This window comes from Iodobacter fluviatilis (genome assembly GCF_004194535.1).
Classification (GTDB): Bacteria; Pseudomonadota; Gammaproteobacteria; order Burkholderiales; family Chitinibacteraceae; genus Iodobacter; species Iodobacter fluviatilis_A.
Map to the genome: position 1 here is coordinate 3267883 of NZ_CP025781.1, position 19129 is coordinate 3287011.

A 19129-nucleotide genomic window follows, 5' to 3' on the forward strand; every position below is an offset into this window, starting at 1 on the left:
TGAAAAAATGAGCTGGTTTGGTGGGAGGATTACCGTAGTTTGATGTGCTGGGCCCAGTTACACTTTCACTTTTTCTTGGCTTGATTTAGAGCATTTAATCGATGTATGCAATGTTTTGATTGATTGTTCGACAGGCCGATTTAGTTGTATTTTATTAAGTAATAGGTTGCAATTATGCCAAATCTACCAATAGCATTTACGCCAACTCCAAGCTCTGTGAGTTATCAGGTTCATTCAGCAACGGACTCTGCCAACACATCATCGGCGGCTAGACATTGCTCCTCTACTTCAAATGTTCAGGGGCTGCTTGAGCGTAGTAAGAATTCAACTGCACGCACTAGCAGGTCTTTGAAAGGAAAAGTGGCTGCTTTTTCCAAAAATATCAAGACTAGTGTAAGCAATCTTGGCGCCCGTCTTTTTGGTTTGAGTACAAATAAAATCGTTGCTCAGCCTGTTTGCCGTGAGTTACTAGATCAGGCGACGATGCAGCAAATGCACAAATTGCAACGTACTGGTATTCAGAGTGATCTAGCAATGCTGAGTACCAAGGAGGTAGTTCAACGAGCTACTAAATATACAGGTGCGGTAGCCCGAGCTAAACAACAGCTTTTAATGACAGGCAACAAACCCAAAGTGATGCCTCAGGCCACCTTGACGCGTTTTGAAATACTGGGGGTCCATTTTCCCCAAGCGCCAAAAAATTACGCTGAAATGATGTCGGTTATCGAGGCTTCGGTAGCGCCTAATCTGACCGAATCGATCAGAAAGAGCCTGAAGGACACCAATATGAACGATGCCCCTCAACCGAAAATGACAAATAAAATTCTAAAGGTGTTGACCAATAAAATAAATAATCCGTGGGGCCGGTGCATACTTTGGCATAAAGGAATACAAACGCATGTCTTTAAGCAGTCCGATTTTATTCAGGAATCTACTATTGGTAAGAAGGGGGTGTGCTTTCCTCTGGTGTTGAAATGGCTTAGTAGCCCGAAAATCAGCCAGAATGATCATGACTTTTTTTACAAAGATATCAATACGGCTGCTGGCAGAGAAGAAGTCATGGCGACTGCTGTTGAATACTATGTTCATAAAAACAATCATGCAGTTCAAAGCTACCTAGGGGATATTGGTATGAACTTAGATAAAGTTTATAGCAGTACTGGCTTTAAAATTGATTTTAGTAAGGATGGTTTATATGAGATCGGGATTTCTCCGGCTCAGGGCGATGGCCACGCCCTAGGTGTTCAGGTTGATGATGCCGCAAAATCATTCAGGTTTTTTGACCCTAACTCTGGAGAATATTCTTTGCCGTCAGCCATTGCACTGGAAGCGTTTGTGCAGGATTATTTATCGCTCGCTTACCCTCGTATGAACAAAAACACGAGTGTTCTTCAGCTCACTTAATCAGTGTTGCCGTGTCTGGATAAAAACAATCTTTTTTCTCCATACACGGCGGCTTGAGGTTGCCTGATTTTGGTAGATACACTTGTTTGGTAAAATCGACCCAACGGGAGATTGTAATGAGTAAAGTCCTAGCAGCCTGTCGGACTTAAGACTGATCTACTACGGAAAAGCCGGATTTGGCCATATTTCACGCATTTTCTCGTTGAATAGCCAGCTATTCGCCTCAAAAACCCGCGAAATCTGTCTCAAACCGGTCTTTCCCTCGCTACGATTGCTTAAGTCCGACAGGCTGCTAGTGCTTTTTGTTGCGCAGATGTAAAAAACAGAGGCCAAAGCCCCAGCTTCGATTTGTTTCTGTGAGCTGAATTAGCGATTCCACAATTTTTGCGTTTTCTGTATCCAGCTTACAAATAGAGCGATAGCGAGTCGTGCTCATTGAAACGCTAGCGCAAGCCGCACGAATAGAAACTGCCTTGGTTTCAACGGTCCAGTGAGCCATCTTGCGACGCAAAGATGTTTCAGAGGGTTTTTTCTGACATGGCCTCCTTGATAACATCCGCCTGCATTTGGGCTTCGATAGATCTCTTTTTAAGGGGCTTGTTCTCGTCTAGCTCTTTCATTTGCGTCATCATCGAGACTCCATGCCACTAAACGTAACGAGCTACTTCTAAAAAGAGGCAGAACTCATACCGTGCTCGCGGCACAGATCAGGAACACTTGAACCGGCTTCGGCTTGCTTTAAAATCACCATAATCTGGCGTTATTAATTGCCTACGGCTTTCATGTAGAGCTACTCAAAGATTGCGAGAAAATGCTACTTAAAAATGAGCTGGTTTTGTGGGGAGATTGCCGTGTAATAGATCTGCGGATTAAACAAATGACTAATGAAGCAGAGAGCTTTCAGTTGAATCTAATTAAATTAACCAGGTAATGTGTCAACAAATGTCGGCTATTAGTGAGATTGCAGCAAATATGGGGGTTTTTGCTGAGTAAACATAGCTTACTCAGCAAAGTACATTATCTACATCTCAATTTGCTAAAAATCTAAAGCAGAGCACTGAGCCTTTATTAAAAGCAATCGCTTTTCAATTGGCTAAGCGTTTAGTCTGCTTCATCAATCCACATGAGCTGAATAGCTTCTAAAATTTTTTCGCCGCAATGCTTGGCATCGTCATTAAAATCTTCTAGCTCTAGCACCCATTGCATTAAATCTGTAAAACGCAGATTTTTTGGGTCTTGGTCTGGGTATTTATCGGCTAAAGCGATAGCAATTTCGCGTGAGTCTGTCCATTTCATTTTGCGACACCTTAATTTGTATTAATAAACATCGGTTGAAATAAAATATTAGGTGTTTATTTAGCGAAAGTTGGTTTTATATTAATGATGTTCACGCGCATGATTAACGGTGTATTTAGGAATCTCTACCACTAAATCAGTGTCTTCAATAATTGATTGGCAAGAAAGACGCGATTCAGATTCTAAGCCCCATGCCTTATCCAGCATATCGTCTTCTAGCTCGTCCGATGGTGCTAAGGAGTTAAATCCTTCACGGATAATCACATGGCAGGTAGTGCAGGCACAGGATTTTTCGCAAGCGTGTTCGATTTCGATATCGTTTTGTAGCAGCACATCACAAATCGAGATGCCCGCTTCGGCTTCAAGCACGGCGCCTTCGGGGCAGAGTTGTGGGTGAGGTAGAACAACAATTTGAACCATGATTAATCCTTAAAGTCTGCAATATTCTGGCCAGCTAGCCCGCGTTTAACGGCTGCATCCATCCGTTTGGCGGCAAAATCACCGGTGATTTCATTCAGTTTTTCGGTAGCGGCATGAATGGCGTTGGCATCTAAGGCTTGCATGCTTACTTGCAGCGTGGCTAAGCTGTTTTCAATGTTGCTGAGCTCTTGCGCGTTGAGCAACTCAGCATCACTGGTAAGTGCTGCTTGGGTGGCGTTTAGAATCGAGTTGGCGTCCACTAGTGCTTCAGCGAGCTTACGTGCTTGTACATCGGCGTTGGCATTTTGCATGGAATCGCTCAGCATGCTGCTGATTTCATCATCAGATAGGCCGTAAGAGGGCTTAACCATGATGCTGGCCTCAACGCCGGACGAGAGTTCTTTGGCAGCAACCGATAATAATCCATCGGCATCAACTTGAAAGCTGACGCGAATGCGCGCTGCGCCTGCCACCATGGGTGGGATGCCACGTAATTCAAAACGCGCTAGGCTGCGGCAATCGCTGACTAGCTCACGCTCACCTTGCAATACATGAATCGCCATCGCCGTTTGACCATCTTTAAAGGTGGTGAATTCTTGCGCGCGGGCGGTAGGGATGGTGCTGTTTCTTGGGATGATTTTTTCAACTAGATTACCCATGGTTTCCAAGCCCAGCGAGAGTGGGATCACATCTAATAGTAGCCATTCATCATCACCCTTATTACCTGCCAATACATTGGCTTGGATGGCCGCACCAATGGCGACGACTTTATCGGGGTCTAGATTAGTGAGGGGTTCTTGCTTAAAAAAATCAGCGACGGCATGGCGGATTTGCGGCATGCGGGTAGCGCCACCCACCATGACTACACCCTTGATGTCATTGACTTGCAGCTTGGCATCGCGTAAGGCTTTGCGTACTGGTGTGATGGTGTTGCTGACTAAGGTATGGGTGATTTCATGTAGGGTTTCAGTGTTTAGTGCCACATCGACTACCACGCCTTCGCTCAGCACTGCCGTGATGCGTGTAGTGGGGTGCTCAGAAAGTGCTTCTTTCGCTTCGCGGGCGCGGGTCAGCAGCACTCGGGCGTCATGGGCGTTGAGTGCGGATAAACCTGCTTCTTGCAAAATCCAGCAGTAAATACGGTGATCAAAATCATCGCCCCCTAGCCTAGAATCCCCTGATGTCGCACGCACTTCAAATAAGCCACGAGTCAGCTCTAGGATGGATACATCAAAGGTGCCGCCACCTAAATCGTAGATAACGTAAGTGCCTTCGCTGCCATTATCAAGGCCATAGGCAATGGCTGCGGCGGTGGGTTCATTAAGTAAACGCAGCACATTGAGGCCCGCGATGCGTGCGGCGTCTTTGGTGGCTTGGCGTTGCGCATCATCAAAATAGGCCGGTACGGTGATCACGGCACCGACTAAATCGCCGCCCAAGCTTTGTTCGGCGCGGGTTTTGAGCGTACGCAGAATATCGGCAGAGACTTCAACGGGGCTTTTTACCCCTGCACGGGTGGATATTTTGAGCATGCCAGGCTCGTCAACAAAACGGTAAGGCGTAGCCAAATCGGCAATATCATTGATGCCACGGCCCATAAAACGTTTGACCGAGCTAATGGTGTTGCTTGGATCATCATTTTGGCAGGCAATGGCGCTGCTGCCAACACGGGTTGTGCCATCCTTGCCGTAGTTCACCACCGAGGCCAATAGCGTGCGGCCTTGCTCATCGGGCAAACAGGCGGCGCTACCGCTTTTTACTGCTGCAACAAGAGAATTGGTGGTGCCGAGATCAATGCCTACTGCAAGTCGGTGTTGATGTGGCTCGGCAAACATACCAGGCTCAGAAATTTGTAGTAAGGCCATGTTTTATCCGTGAGAGCGTTTGATTGGCGGTTTTATTAAAACAAAGGGTATGGCACGTCATGTGGTGCCCTTATCAGATCAAAACAGCAATGTTTCAATCGCGTCGCCAATTTCCTGCTCTAGTTTTTCCATAAAGCGTAATTTACGCACGGCCACGGTGGCTGCGCTTAAATTATGGGTTTCATCAAGTAAGCTGGCTAGATGCTGCTCCAGCGCGCTGGTTTCAAGTGCTAGCTCGCGGCCGATGGCTTCGAGGCGATCAATATTTTGTGTGGATTTTGCATCAGAAATAGCTTCGCGCCACTCCATCTGATTCATTAAAAAATCGATCGGCATGGCGGTGTTGCTTTCTTCCTGAGTATCTACCCCTGCTAGCTTTAATAAGTAGCGACCACGTGCAATGGGTGATTTTAAGGTTTGATACGCTTCATTCACTTGGGTGGCGATTTGCAAACTGATGCGGCGTATCGCATCGCTTTCGCTAGCAAAGCGGTCAGGATGGTATTGAGCCAGTAGCGTGCGGTAATTGCTATCAAGCGTGCGCTGATCCAGGGCAAACTGAGCGGGTAGGCTGAAAAGCTGGAAGTGGCTTTGGGCAAAGTCAAACTGAGTAAAGTCGAAGTTCATGGCGTTTCTAGCGGGGGAGAAGGGAGTGAAATGTTGCTTTTAAAACCCAAATCTTCAATCATGGAGGGCACATGAGAACATGGAGTTGCACAGAGAAAAGCAAAAAAAATTAGAGAACGAGCCTAAAAGTTTTCTCAGTGAGACGCCGCATCCTCCATTTTCTTAGTGGTTTAAGATCAGGGCCTTTTTTGCATAGCTTAAGCCTTGTTGCTACACGTTAAAGCTTTCGCCACAGCCACATTCGTTCTTCACATTTGGGTTATTAAACTTAAACCCTTCATTGAGGCCTTCTTTGGTGAAATCCAGCTCGGTGCCGTCTAAGTAGGCCAGCGATTTGCTGTCGGTAAATATCTTTACCCCAAAGCTTTCAAACGCCAAGTCTGTCTCGTTAGCAACGTCAACAAATTCAAGCTTATACGCCATGCCGGAACAGCCCGAAGTCTTCACTGCCAAGCGCACGCCAAGGCCCTTGCCGCGTTTTGCCAGAAAGTTAGAAATATGGGTTGCTGCACTTTCGCTTAATGTAAGAGCCATTTTTTGTCTCGTTGCATTCTTAGGGTGGGGGAGGGGCATTTTATTTGCCCTGTATATCCACCAGGGTAAGATAAACCGCCTTTGCCCACCCTACAATTGTTTTCATTTTTAAGTTGATAAGATTGGGCTAAAGCCCCGCCTTGATCAATTTAACCGTGCTTAGTTTTGTAATCTGCTACTGCCGCTTTAATAGCGTCTTCTGCCAAGATAGAGCAGTGAATTTTAACCGGCGGCAGCGCTAACTCTTCCGCGATGTGGGTGTTTTTAATGCTCAAAGCTTGCTCTAGCGTCTTGCCCTTTACCCATTCGGTAACGAGGGAAGACGATGCAATCGCCGAGCCACAGCCGTAAGTTTTAAACTTAGCGTCTTCAATAATACCGTCTGCACCTACCTTGATCTGCAGCTTCATTACGTCGCCACAGGCTGGAGCGCCAACCATGCCCGTACCTACGCTATCGTCGCCTTTCTCAAACGCGCCAACATTACGTGGGTTTTCATAGTGGTCTAGAACTTGTTCGCTGTATGCCATTTTGTGTGCCTCTTTATTGTTTCTGTGGTTCGTAGGTGCGTAACCCAACCAACCTACGTCATGCTTTAAACTTATCTATAAGACTGCATTTAGTGTGGATCGCAGTTCTGGGCAAGGCGCAAAATCACGACGTTTACTTTTGTAAACGAGGGGCTTTGCAACGCCGCACAGGGCTACGAGGCACGCTAAATTTAGTGGGCAGCCCATTCGATGGTGGAGATATCGATCCCCTCTTTGTACATATCCCAAAGCGGCGACAGCTCGCGCAGTTTGCCGATTTTGCTGCGAATTAAAGCAATCGCAAAGTCGATTTCTTCTACGGTATTAAAGCGGCCAATGGTGAAGCGAATCGACGAATGGGCCAGTTCATCCGAGCGGCCAAGGGCGCGCAATACATAAGACGGCTCTAAAGACGCCGATGTACACGCAGAGCCACTGGATACCGCCAGTTCTTTCAGCGCCATGACCAGCGATTCGCCTTCTACATAGTTAAAGCTCACATTCAGATTATGCGGAACGCGTTGCTTCATATCGCCGTTAAGGTGCACTTCTTCGATATCAGATAAACCAGCCCACAGGCGGTCACGCAGCATACGCATGCGTTCCAGCTCGGTACCCATATCTTCTTTGGCGATATGGAAGGCTTCGCCCATACCCACAATTTGATGTGTAGCCAGTGTGCCAGAGCGAAACCCTCGCTCATGGCCGCCACCGTGCATCTGTGCTTCTAAACGGATACGTGGCTTGCGGCGGATATACAGCGCGCCAATGCCCTTAGGGCCGTAAGTTTTGTGTGCAGAAAAGCTCATTAAATCGACTTTAAGTGCGGCCAAATCAATCGCTACTTTGCCGGTCGCTTGTGCTGCATCTACGTGGAAAATAATGCCTTTTTCACGGCATAATTCGCCAATGGCGGGGATATCTTGAATCACGCCGATTTCGTTATTCACAAACATCACCGAGATCAGAATGGTATCTGGGCGAATCGCTGCTTTTAGTACGTTTAAATCCAGTAAACCGTCGTCTTTTACATCTAAATAAGTGACCTCAAAACCTTCGCGTTCCAGCTCGCGCATGGTGTCCAGAATGGCTTTGTGTTCTGTTTTTACGGTAATTAAATGCTTGCCCTTGGCTTGGTAAAAGTGCGCTGCACCTTTTAAGGCCAAGTTGTTGGATTCGGTGGCGCCGGAGGTCCAGACGATTTCTTTTGGATCGCAATTCACTAGCGCTGCAACCTGCTCACGCGCTTCTTCTACTGCGGCTTCTGCTTCCCAGCCAAAGGCGTGCGAGCGTGAAGCTGGGTTGCCGAAGTGCTCGGTTAAACAGGGAATCATCTTGGCCGCAACGCGTGGATCAACCGGTGTGGTGGCAGAGTAGTCAAGATAGATAGGTTTGTTTGCGCTCATTTTGCGGTGACTCCAGATTCAATACGAGAAGGCTTGATGCTGCCGAGTAAAATGCTGTCAGTGCAGCGTTTTTGCTTGGCTTGATGTTTGTCTATTAATTGCGCCAAAGTGATGGAGGCTAGGTAGTCAAAGATCGTACTGTTGAGGCTCGCCCAGAGGTCGTGTGTCATACATCGGCCCTCATCATGGCAGTTTTCCTTGCCGCCACATTGGGTGGCGTCTAATGGCTCGTCCACGGCTAAAATAATATCGGCAACCGTAATCAGGCTGGCGTTTTTGGCTAGGCAATAGCCGCCGCCTGGGCCGCGCACGCTGTCTACCAGCTCACGGCGGCGTAGCTTTCCAAATAGCTGCTCTAAATAAGACAGCGAAATATGCTGGCGATCGCTGATGCCGGAGAGCGTTACTGGCCCTGCGGATTCTCGCAGTGCAAGGTCTAGCATTGCCGTTACAGCAAAACGGCCTTTGGTGGTCAGTCGCATGGTTTTCCTCTCATTACAGGCCAATCGTAAAATACCAGAGTGATTTAGTCAAGTATTAATAAGGCGGGGAGTAGTGAGTTGGGAGTAGGTGGCTTATATGTGGGAGTAGTGAGTGGAGATCTGTTTCGACTCCCCACTCATAGCTCCCGTTGCCTAGCATTTAATCCACAATCCGATTGAGATAGCTTGGGTCAAACTGATCACCTTCGGCTCTTTCTGCTTCGCAGTTCAATCCCAGCTGCTCAAGCTTGACAAGAATGGCTTCGATGCGTTTATCAGTGGTCACCGAGTGATCGATCATGCCGTGTATGGCTTTGACGATAGGGTCATTCATGTCGGCAGAAATACCATAGGCAGAAAAGCCCATTTGTTCAGCCTTGGCTTTGCGGGTTTTATCCACTTCCTCAATGATTCTGGCGGGGATGCCGACCGCGGTGGCGTTGGCTGGTACATCTTTGACTAGCACCGCATTAGAGCCCACTTTGCCGCCTTCATGTACGGTAATCGGGCCAAGAATTTTTGCCCCAGCCCCAACAATCACCCCGCGCTCTAAGGTTGGGTGGCGCTTACCTTGATTCCAAGAGGTCCCGCCCAACGTTACGCCGTGGTAAAGCGTGCAGTCATCGCCAATCTCAGCGGTTTCACCAATCACAATGCCCATGCCGTGATCGATAAATACACGACGGCCAATCGTTGCGCCAGGGTGAATTTCGATGCCGGTAATAAAGCGCGAAAAGTGCGACACCATACGCGCAAGCAGCTTGCAATCCCGCAGCCACAGGCCATTGGCCACCAAGTGCAGGGATAAAGCATGAAAACCCGGGTAACAGCAGACCACTTCCCAGATATTTCGGGCGGCAGGGTCGCGGTCGAAGACCACAGCGATATTTTCACGCAGACGAGCAAGCATAGGAGGGCCGCTAAGTTAGCAAAGTTGAGTATTTTACTCGACTTTATGGCCGAAGGGGAATGCTTACATCTGTGACTAAGCTTGACAAAAAGCAGCGAAACCGCAAGCGGTGGCTTATTTTTAATGAAAGCAATTTATAAATACGTTGTATTTAAATGAGCAGCCCTCTATGAACTTGCTGGATATCGGGACAATTGAAGCCATTTGCACCGCTGGCTACGGCGATTCTTTTGCCGCACTGGGAATGCACGCTGATGGCGCACTCAGTGTGCGTGCTTTTTTGCCCGATGCCACCGCTTGTATCGTGATAGAGCAAGCTTCGGGCCGCCGCCTTGCGGCCTTAACCCTGATTGATGCTCGCGGCTTATTTGCCGGAACCATTCCTCGGCGCAAGAAGCCATTTACTTACCAACTGGCGGTGAGCTGGGGCGAGCAGGAAGTGCTGCTGGATGATCCCTATTGTTTTGCGCCTATCTTGGGCGAAATGGATGTATGGCTATTGGCAGAGGGCACGCATCATCGCCCGTTTGAAAAGCTGGGTGCGCATCCGCAGCAAATTGACGGGATCGATGGCGTGGTTTTTGCCGTTTGGGCACCGAACGCCCAGCGGGTGGCGGTGGTGGGGGATTTTAATGGCTGGGATGGGCGTCGCCACGGCATGCGTTTACGCCAAGAGTGTGGGGTATGGGAAATTTTTCTGCCTGCCGTGTCGCTGGGCGCGTGTTATAAATTTGAAATTCTGGGCATGGATGGCGTGCGCAATCTAAAAGCCGATCCTTATGCTTTTGCCGCTGAGCTGCGCCCTGGCACCGCGTCTGTGGTTGCTGGTTGCCCTAGCAAAGTGATTGAGTTTATGGGGCGCGAGGCTGCTAATCACAACCCCATCGCTATTTACGAAGTGCATTTGGCCTCTTGGCGCTGTGTGCCAGAAGAGGGCCAGCGCAGCTTAAACTGGCATGAGCTGGCCGCGCAATTGCTGCCTTATGTGAAAGATCTAGGCTTTACCCATATAGAGCTGCTGCCGATTAGTGAGTTTCCCTTTGATGGCTCATGGGGGTATCAGCCGCTGGGCCTATATGCGCCGACGGCACGTTTTGGCACGGCGGCGGACTTTAGCTATTTTGTGCGGGCTGCGCATGCTATGGATCTGGGCGTGCTGCTTGATTGGGTGCCGGGGCATTTTCCATGCGATAGCTTTGGTTTAGCTCAATTTGATGGCACGCCCTTGTTTGAGCACAGCGATCCGCGTGAAGGCTTTCATCATGATTGGAAAACGCTGATTTATAACTATGGCCGCAATGAAGTTAAAAATTATTTGATCGGCAATGCCCTCTATTGGATAGAGCGTTTTGGGGTGGATGGCCTGCGAGTAGATGCAGTGGCCTCAATGCTTTACCGCGATTACTCGCGCCCAGCGGGGCAGTGGCTGCCTAATGAGTTTGGTGGCAGAGAAAACCTTGAAGCCATCGCCTTTTTGCGAGAAATGAGCGAAATTCTGGCCAGTGAATGCCCGCATGCCGTGACTTTTGCTGAGGAATCCACCTCTTTTCCTCGCGTGACACGGGCGGCAAAACAGGGTGGGCTAGGCTTTAACTACAAATGGAATATGGGCTGGATGCACGATAGCCTCAGCTATATGCATATCGATCCTATTTATCGCCAGCACCACCATAATCAGATGACCTTTAGCCTGATGTATGTATTTGATGAGGAGTTTGTTTTACCGCTATCGCATGATGAAGTGGTGCACGGCAAGGGTTCGATACTGAGCCGCATGCCTGGGGATACTTGGCAGCAGTTTGCTAATTTGCGCGCTTATTACGCCTTTATGTGGGCGCATCCGGGTAAAAAATTATTATTTATGGGCTCGGAATGGGGGCAAATAAGGGAATGGTCGCATCTGCATAGTTTGGATTGGCATTTGTTAGAATCAGCGTGGCATCGCGGAGTGCAAGCATTGGTACGGGATTTAAATCAAAGCTATCAAGACCAGCCCGCTTTATATGAAATGGATTCTTCGCCAAGTGGGTTTAAGTGGATTGTTGGCGATGATGCGCTTAATTCGGTCTTTGTTTTTACTCGCCACGCAGCGGATTCAAATGACTTTGTATTGGTAATCAGTAATTTTACACCTGAAGTGCGCCACACATATCGTATAGGTGTTCCGCTAGCGGGGCGCTATATTGAAATCATTAATACCGATTCAACTTATTATCAAGGCAGCAATGTGGGGAATAGAGAGTGCCAAACAGATAATATTGCCAGCCACCAATATCCCCAATCCATATCCATCACCATCCCGCCACTAGCAACCCTTTATTTAAAGTGGCTAGGTGACAAAACTGAATATTGAACCAAATAAAACCCAGAGAGTATGGATTTTTAAGCGGGTAAAAAAATAAAAAGCTTTTTATTTTAATAAAGAAAGAATGGATTTATTGCTAAATAAGTGATTCTATAAAGTAGAAATTTATCAGTTTGAGGTTTTCTTCGTGGAGCTCCGTGTCCCCTGTGTTTCAGGATCTGAGTTTTTTTGTGGTGGAATAGCAAAGGAAACACTTTATGAAGCTAGAAGAAGGTACGCCGTATCCGCTAGGGGCAACCTTTGATGGTGATGGTGTTAATTTTGCTTTGTTTTCAGAGTATGCCACGCGTGTTGAGCTATGCCTGTTTGATGCATCGGGTGTTAATGAAGCCGCGCGTTTTGAGCTGACCGAATGCAGCAACAGTATCTGGCATGGCTATCTGCCCGATGCCCCTGCTGGGCTGGTGTATGGCTACCGCGTGCACGGGCCTTATGCGCCGCAGCAAGGCCACCGTTTTAATCCAAATAAAGTATTGCTAGACCCTTATGCCCGCGCCATTGTGGGTGAGTTTACTAATGACCCACGCAGCTTTGGTTATCAAGAAGACCAGCCAGCGCTGCTAGACCCCATTGATAATGCGGCGATTGCGTTAAAAGGCAAGGTGGTTGCCGAGCTCTACGATTGGGGGAGTGAAAAAGCGCCACGTATCCCTTGGGTAGAAACGGTGGTATACGAGGCGCATGTGCGCGGCATGACTATGCTGCACCCCGATGTGCCAGAGGATATCCGAGGCAGCTACGCAGGGCTGGCTCATCCTGCGGTATTAGCACATCTAAAAAAAATTGGCATTACTGCTATTGAATTACTGCCAGTGCATTTTTTTATTGATGAATCGCATTTATTAAGACAAGGATTAAGTAATTATTGGGGTTATAACAGTTTAGGATTTTTCGCACCGGAAACGCATTATTGGTCTGGGCGGGAAGGTACTACGCCATTGTCTGAATTCAGAGATATGGTAAAAGCATTGCATGCCGTGGGAATTGAAGTATTACTCGATGTGGTATTTAACCATACCGCTGAATCTAGCGACATGGGCCCAACTTTATCTTGGCGTGGCATAGATAACGCTAATTACTATGTATTAAGAACGGGCCAATTAGATCAGTACGAAAACTGGACGGGTTGTGGCAATGTCCTTAATTTAAGCCACCCTCGCGTATTGCAAATGGTGATGGATAGCCTGCGCTATTGGGTGAGTCAATGCCATGTGGATGGGTTTAGATTTGATCTAGCGCCAATTTTAGGGCGGGTCGATCATCATTTTAGCCCGCAAGCCCCGTTTTTTATTGCAATTCAGCAAGACCCACTCTTATCTGGTGTAAAACTCATTGCCGAGCCTTGGGATATTGGTAATGGTGGCTATCAATTAGGGCACTTTCCAAATGGCTGGGTGGAATGGTCAGATCAGTTTCGCGATGTGATGCGCAAATTCTGGCTGCATGATGGCGTACACCGTGCCTTATTTGCCCAGCGTTTTGCGGCATCCAGTGATTCATTCCATAGGCAGGGTCGACGGCCGGTTTCGGTGGTGAATTTTATTTGCGCACACGATGGGTTTAATTTGCGTGACATGGTTTCATATAATCATAAGCATAATCAGGCGAATAAAGAACACAATCGGGACGGGCATAACCATAACCTGAGCTGGAATTGCGGCGAGGAAGGCCCAAGCAAAGATGCGGGGGTTAATATCTTGCGATTACGCAGCTTGAAAGCTATGCTGGCAACCGTTTTGCTGGCGCAGGGTACGCCGATGTTTTTGGCTGGAGACGAGCTAGGGCATACTCAGCAGGGTAATAACAATGCTTATTGTCAGGATAATGAAATAAACTGGCTGAATTGGGAAAAAGCCGAGCCTGGCCTTGCTGAATATGTAGGGGAGCTCATCGCAATTCGTAAATCCTGTGCGGTACTGATTTCTGGCCGCTGGTGGACGGGCATTCATGATGAATGGGGTAGGGCTGATGTGGAGTGGCTAAATCCCTCTGGCGCACCGCTGCATTCGCACGATTGGCAGGATGCAGGCGGGCGGGCGATGATGATTCAGCTGGATGGCCGCTTACTCATCATGATTAATGCCTCGGCGCATCAGGTGCATTTCAGATTGCCCGCAGGGATGTGGTGCCTGAGACTAGCTAGTACGGGAGATGCGGAATCAGCAATCAACCCCCACGATTGCCGAGTTGCCGCAAGGAGTGTGACGATTTTGGAGAGTAGTTGAATGTAATTTGTTCGTAGATATGAAACGCTTCGTGGTTCATATCTACTGGCCCAAGTAAGGTCAAAAAGATCTTTTTAGTGCCTTCGGCACGTTTATTTCGGTGCGGGAGTCCTCCGCGAAGTATTTGATTTCTGTTTCGCCAGAAATCCTAGCAGCCTGTCTGACTTAAGTGATCGTAGCGAGGGAAAGACCGGTTTGAGACAGATTTCGCGGGTTTTTGAGGCGAATAGCTGGCTATTCAACGAGAAAATGCGTGAAATATGGCCAAATCCGGCTTTTCCGTAGTAGACCAGTCTTAAGTCTGACAGGCTGCTAGAACGCAAAGAAGGCGACCACACGAAACACGAAGGCTCTTGCGCTGCGGACAATCGAGTCGGCGGCGGGCGGGATTGGCTGGATCCTCCTTCACAAGCGATCCCCCGTCCTGCTTGTTCCTCGCTTTGGCGTGTTTCAAGGGGACTCTAAAGCCCCGTGCAAAGAGCGCGGTCATTATGTTTTTTTGTAGTTGGCAAAGGTAAAACCAAATTTAACTAGCTCATAAGTACGAACAGCGAAGCATCCCGTAGCTGCTCAATTGCTTTTCTCCGTGAAACTCCGCGTTCTCCGTGGTTCAAGAGCGGGTTTCCCCGCCAAATCACCCATTGATTTTAATAAGGAACACCGTTTGAAAGTCATCCACACACAGCCTATCGCTGGTCAACGCCCCGGCACTTCGGGTTTGCGCAAGAAAGTCACCGTATTTCAACAGCCGCATTATTTAGAAAACTTTGTCCAAGCCATTTTTGATGCTGTGCCTGCACTCAAGGGCGGAACCTTGGTGTTGGGTGGGGACGGGCGTTTTTATAATCGTGTGGCGGTGCAGATTATTTTGAAAATGGCAGCGGCTAATGGCGTCGCTCAGGTGATCCTCGGGCGGGGCGGTATTTTATCCACCCCAGCGGCGAGCAGCGTGATTCGTAAATACGCGGCCACAGGCGGGATTGTTTTATCAGCGTCCCATAACCCAGGCGGAGCAGATGGCGATTTTGGCATTAAATACAATACCGATAACGGCGGCCCCGCAGCAGAAAAAATCACTGAAGCCATTTACCAGCACACCACCCGCATCAGCCAATACCAGATCAGCGATGCGGCTGATTTAGATTTAGACGTATTAGGCAGCTTTAGCGTGGCAGGTATGGCGGTGGAGATCATCGATCCGGTGGCTGATTACGCCGTACTGATGCAGGATTTATTTGATTTTGATGCCATCCGCGCATGGTTTGCTGCGGGCAAGCGCATGCAATTTGATGCCATGTCGGCAGTGGCTGGCCCTTATGCTGTTGAGATTATCGAAGGCCTGCTCGCCGCGCCGTGCGGCACGGTGGTGAATGGTGTGCCGCTGGAAGACTTTGGCGGCCATCATCCAGACCCTAATCCCGCCCATGCAACGGCGCTGATTGCCGCGATGTCGGCAGCCAATGCACCAGACTTTGGCGCGGCCAGTGATGGCGATGCGGATCGGAATATGGTGCTGGGCCGCAACTTTGTGGTAACGCCATCGGATAGCTTGGCCGTATTGGCCGCGAACGCTACTTTGGTTCCGGGTTATCGCAAAGGCTTGGTCGGAGTGGCTAGATCCATGCCAACCTCTGCAGCGGTGGATGCCGTAGCCAAAGCACTGGGTATCGCCTGCTATGAAACGCCAACCGGCTGGAAATTTTTTGGCAATTTGCTTGATGCGGGCAAGGTCACGCTCTGCGGCGAGGAAAGCTATGGCACAGGTTCGGATCATGTGCGGGAAAAAGACGGCGTGTGGGCGGTATTGTTCTGGCTGAATCTGCTGGCGGTCACGGGCAAATCGGTTGAAGAAATCATCACCGCGCATTGGGCACGTTTTGGCAGGCATATTTATTCCCGCCATGATTTTGAAGGCATTGCTAGTGAATCTGCCGAGCAGTTAATGGCCGCACTACGCTCACAGCTGCCTGAGTTAGTTGGACAAACGCTAGGTGGGCAAGAAATTCATCTTGCCGATGATTTTGCTTACGATGATCCAGTCGATGGCTCGCACAGCGCCAAGCAAGGCGTGCGGATTATTTTTGCCAACGGTGACCGAATTATTTACCGGCTTTCAGGCACCGGTACGGCTGGGGCAACGCTCAGGGTTTACTTGGAAAAATATCAGGCAGATGTCACTCAGGATGGCGTGGAGGCACAGCTTGCTTTAGCGGGCTTGATTGATATTTCACGAGAATTAGCAAAAATTACGGCATTTACAGGAATGGCGCAGCCTACCGTTGTGACTTAGGACGGCTCACATGACCTCCCAAGTTGATAGGCCCGTGATCCCCGAAGGTATTTATCGGGGATCCAGCAGAGCCACTGGATTCCCGACAAAAGCACTCGGGAATGACGATTAAAATGGGTGAGCCATTTCGGGATTTATTTCGCCCCCTATCCTTAAGGCGTTAAATTTCTTGCGTATATAAAAATGAGCACTTCATTAGGTGCTCATTTTTATAATTAAAATATAAATTGTTTAAATCACTAACTTTCTGGGAAATTAGCTCCAAGCTTGCTTAATATCTATAGAGGTAGGTTTATCTATGGGAGTGGTGAGATGGAAGCAATCGATAAGCTAGTTTTGGCGCGTCAACTCCCTAATCAAGCCGTTGCGCTGGTTTTGGCAGGAGGCCGAGGCTCTCGTTTAAAAGACTTAACCAATCATCGCGCCAAGCCTGCGGTGCATTTTGGTGGCAAATACCGGATTATTGATTTTGCCCTGTCTAATTGTTTAAATTCGGGAATTCGCCGAATTGGCGTGATTACCCAATATAAATCTCATAGCTTATTACGGCATTTGCAGCGTGGCTGGTCCTTTTTGCGCAATGAAATGAATGAGTTTATTGACCTTTTGCCCGCGCAGCAAAGGGTGGACGAAGAGCATTGGTATCGCGGCACGGCCGATGCGGTATTTCAAAATCTAGATATTATCCGCAGCTATAGAGCGCAATATGTGGTGATATTAGCGGGGGACCATATCTATAAAATGGATTATTCCCGCATGCTGCTTGATCATGTAGAAAACGATGCAGCGTGCACCATTGCCTGCATCGAAGTTGACCGAGTAGAAGCCTCTGCCTTTGGTGTAATGGCGGTGGATGAAAATAGAAAAATAACCGCCTTTATTGAAAAACCCACCGATCCGCCCTGCATGCCTAATAAAAGTGATAAAGCTTTGGCATCGATGGGCGTTTATGTTTTTAATGCTGATTATATTAACCGTATGCTGGCCGAAGATTTGGCCGATGAAGAATCCACCCACGATTTTGGCAAAGATATTATTCCGCGCATTGTGGCTGAAGGCCGCGCCTTGGCGCATCCCTTTAGTGCATCTTGTGTTTCTAGCGATCCCCATTCGCCACCCTATTGGCGCGATGTGGGTACGGTGGATGCCTATTGGGAGGCCAATTTAGATTTGGCATCGGTACTGCCTGATTTGGACATTTACGATAAAAACTGGCCAATATGGACGCACCAAGAGCAGCTTTCCCCCGCTAAATTTGTGCAAGATATCAATGGCAGCCACGGCATGACTTTAAATTCGCTTGTCTCTGGCGGCTGCATTGTTTCTGGCTCCTTAGTGAATAACTCGGTGCTGTTTTCTAAAGTGCGTTTGCATTCTTTTTGCACCATCGATTCCGCCGTGATCTTGCCCTCCGTTACCGTAGGCCGCTCCAGCCGCCTGCGCCGCTGCGTGATAGACCGCGGCTGTCAAATCCCTGAGGGCACGGTGATTGGCGAGGATCGCAGTAAAGACGAGCAGCGCTTTTACTGCTCCGAAGGTGGCGTGGTGCTGGTAACGAGGGAAATGTTGGCAAAGTTATAATGTTTTTTGTTTTTTTAAAAAGGCCTGAGGCGGAAATAACTATGACGCTTTTTTATTATAAAAAGGCTTCAGCTTGCCTTGATGGAAAGTTACACCTTGAGTCAGAGTAAAACGATGCTCTTGCCCCTCAGTGAGCATCTTATCTTTACGCAGAATTTCCTGTGCCTGCTGCTTGCCCTGTTTATGTAGCATTTTTTCCCCGCGCCTGTTCCACCGTACTGATTTCCGCCTTTGCCTGAATGGAGAGGTTACGCCATTGCTTCAGGTGCTTCGAGAGTAAACCCTTGATGTAACAATTGTGATGTTAATCATAGATGAAATGACCGGTAAGAATAGTCTCATAGACCACCGTGTGAGTGTTTTTGTATTATGCAATTCCTAATTAATTAATTTCATTTTTTATTTATTTGAAAAGTGTATTAAATTAATCGGAGTGTTTGATTTTACAATTCTCTTGGTTGTTGCTTTGTATAAATTAATTATTTATTTTTGTTAAGTATAAGGATTTATTAAATGAAGTTGAATAAAATTGTTTTAGGCCTTTCTCTTACATTGGCTGTAGCTTCTTTTGCAAATGCGGATCAAGGGCATGGTGAAGTGAAATTTAAGGGCGCTATTATTGATGCGCCTTGCTCAATTGCCCCAGAGAGCCAGAATCAAGAAGTGGATTTTGGTTTATTGTCTGCAAATGAATTAAAAAAAGGCGGTAGTAGTTCTAAGCAGTTTTTTAATATCAAATTATTGCAGTGTGATGCTACTGCTACAACTGTAACAGCTACTTTTAACGGTGCGGCTGCCAATGGTAAAAGTGAATGGTTTGCATTGAGTGGTAATACAAGTCAGGCAGGTATTGTTCTTACAAATGCTGACAATTCGCCAATCGCCCCGAATTCAAGCAGTACTCTTAAAATAGTCGAAGGCAATAACACCTTGAATTTTGGAGCATGGGTAGAGGGATTCCCTGTTGTTAGTCCAGCTGAAAATACGATTGTTCCGGGTGCATTTGAAAGTCTTGTGACTTGGACTTTGGCGTATTCTTAATCAATAAAATAAAATAAAATAAAAATATATGTATTTAATTGAGTGTTGGTTGTTTTGACGTTAATGTCGGTTTTTCGTTCAAATTACGTTGTATGTTTATTGTCCCTTGATATTAAAGGCGAGAATGAAATACACGCAATGTGGATGAATGAT

Annotated in this window: 17 protein-coding genes; 6 read left to right on the forward strand and 11 right to left on the reverse strand. The window is 47.8% G+C overall.

What is annotated here, in order from left to right:
• Positions 1 to 174 precede the first annotated feature (174 nt).
• On the forward strand, positions 175 to 1404 hold the full coding sequence (locus tag C1H71_RS14515; RefSeq protein WP_130107184.1) for a hypothetical protein: 1230 nt from the start codon (positions 175 to 177) through the stop codon (positions 1402 to 1404).
• Between the two features lie 292 nt (positions 1405 to 1696).
• On the opposite strand, the gene C1H71_RS14520 is transcribed toward C1H71_RS14515, so the two are convergent.
• The 10 genes from C1H71_RS14520 to cysE all read right to left on the reverse strand — a co-directional run bounded on the left by C1H71_RS14520 (position 1697) and on the right by cysE (position 9474).
• Positions 1697 to 1903 carry a hypothetical protein gene (locus tag C1H71_RS14520; RefSeq protein WP_130107185.1) on the reverse strand — a complete coding sequence of 69 codons (207 nt, stop codon included), beginning with the start codon at positions 1901 to 1903 and terminating at the stop codon, positions 1697 to 1699.
• 602 nt (positions 1904 to 2505) lie between these two features.
• Entirely contained in the window at positions 2506 to 2700 is a 195-nt protein-coding gene (gene iscX, locus C1H71_RS14525) for a Fe-S cluster assembly protein IscX (RefSeq protein WP_130107186.1), read from the reverse strand.
• An 81-nt stretch (positions 2701 to 2781) separates the two neighbouring features.
• Positions 2782 to 3120 (reverse strand): ISC system 2Fe-2S type ferredoxin, encoded by a 339-nt coding sequence (fdx, locus tag C1H71_RS14530; protein WP_130107187.1) that lies wholly within the window; start codon positions 3118 to 3120, stop codon positions 2782 to 2784.
• 2 nt (positions 3121 to 3122) lie between these two features.
• Positions 3123 to 4985 carry a Fe-S protein assembly chaperone HscA gene (gene hscA / locus C1H71_RS14535; protein WP_130107188.1) on the reverse strand — a complete coding sequence of 621 codons (1863 nt, stop codon included), beginning with the start codon at positions 4983 to 4985 and terminating at the stop codon, positions 3123 to 3125.
• Between the two features lie 78 nt (positions 4986 to 5063).
• On the reverse strand, positions 5064 to 5612 hold the full coding sequence (hscB, locus tag C1H71_RS14540) for a Fe-S protein assembly co-chaperone HscB (protein ID WP_130107189.1): 549 nt from the start codon (positions 5610 to 5612) through the stop codon (positions 5064 to 5066).
• A 210-nt stretch (positions 5613 to 5822) separates the two neighbouring features.
• Entirely contained in the window at positions 5823 to 6146 is a 324-nt protein-coding gene (gene iscA, locus C1H71_RS14545; RefSeq protein WP_130107190.1) for an iron-sulfur cluster assembly protein IscA, read from the reverse strand.
• A 149-nt stretch (positions 6147 to 6295) separates the two neighbouring features.
• Entirely contained in the window at positions 6296 to 6676 is a 381-nt protein-coding gene (gene iscU, locus C1H71_RS14550) for a Fe-S cluster assembly scaffold IscU (RefSeq protein WP_130107191.1), read from the reverse strand.
• Between the two features lie 191 nt (positions 6677 to 6867).
• Complete coding sequence (locus tag C1H71_RS14555; protein WP_130107192.1) at positions 6868 to 8082, reverse strand: IscS subfamily cysteine desulfurase; 1215 nt, start codon at positions 8080 to 8082, stop codon at positions 6868 to 6870.
• On the reverse strand, positions 8079 to 8564 hold the full coding sequence (gene iscR, locus C1H71_RS14560; protein ID WP_130107193.1) for a Fe-S cluster assembly transcriptional regulator IscR: 486 nt from the start codon (positions 8562 to 8564) through the stop codon (positions 8079 to 8081). Before iscR ends, C1H71_RS14555 begins: the two co-directional genes overlap by 4 nt.
• Before the next feature lie 160 nt (positions 8565 to 8724).
• Positions 8725 to 9474: a serine O-acetyltransferase gene (gene cysE / locus C1H71_RS14565; protein ID WP_130107194.1), complete on the reverse strand. Its 750-nt coding sequence runs from the start codon at positions 9472 to 9474 to the stop codon at positions 8725 to 8727.
• 169 nt (positions 9475 to 9643) lie between these two features.
• Here cysE and glgB point away from each other — a divergent pair, with 169 nt between their 5' ends.
• From glgB to glgC, 4 genes are all read left to right on the forward strand, one after another.
• Entirely contained in the window at positions 9644 to 11827 is a 2184-nt protein-coding gene (gene glgB, locus C1H71_RS14570) for a 1,4-alpha-glucan branching protein GlgB (protein ID WP_130107195.1), read from the forward strand.
• 209 nt (positions 11828 to 12036) lie between these two features.
• Positions 12037 to 14064 carry a glycogen debranching protein GlgX gene (gene glgX, locus C1H71_RS14575; RefSeq protein WP_130107196.1) on the forward strand — a complete coding sequence of 676 codons (2028 nt, stop codon included), beginning with the start codon at positions 12037 to 12039 and terminating at the stop codon, positions 14062 to 14064.
• Positions 14065 to 14728: 664 nt separating this feature from the next.
• On the forward strand, positions 14729 to 16354 hold the full coding sequence (locus C1H71_RS14580) for an alpha-D-glucose phosphate-specific phosphoglucomutase (protein WP_130107197.1): 1626 nt from the start codon (positions 14729 to 14731) through the stop codon (positions 16352 to 16354).
• Positions 16355 to 16666: 312 nt separating this feature from the next.
• Complete coding sequence (glgC, locus tag C1H71_RS14585; protein WP_130107198.1) at positions 16667 to 17935, forward strand: glucose-1-phosphate adenylyltransferase; 1269 nt, start codon at positions 16667 to 16669, stop codon at positions 17933 to 17935.
• A gap of 39 nt (positions 17936 to 17974) precedes the next feature.
• Here the strand turns inward: glgC and C1H71_RS20735 are convergent, their stop codons facing one another.
• A complete protein-coding gene (locus C1H71_RS20735) occupies positions 17975 to 18127 on the reverse strand; it encodes a hypothetical protein (RefSeq protein WP_188053322.1) in 153 nt (50 codons plus the stop codon).
• A 321-nt stretch (positions 18128 to 18448) separates the two neighbouring features.
• On the opposite strand from C1H71_RS20735, the gene C1H71_RS14590 reads away from it, so the two are divergent.
• Complete coding sequence (locus C1H71_RS14590; RefSeq protein ID WP_130107199.1) at positions 18449 to 18976, forward strand: fimbrial protein; 528 nt, start codon at positions 18449 to 18451, stop codon at positions 18974 to 18976.
• Positions 18977 to 19129: the final 153 nt, after the last annotated feature.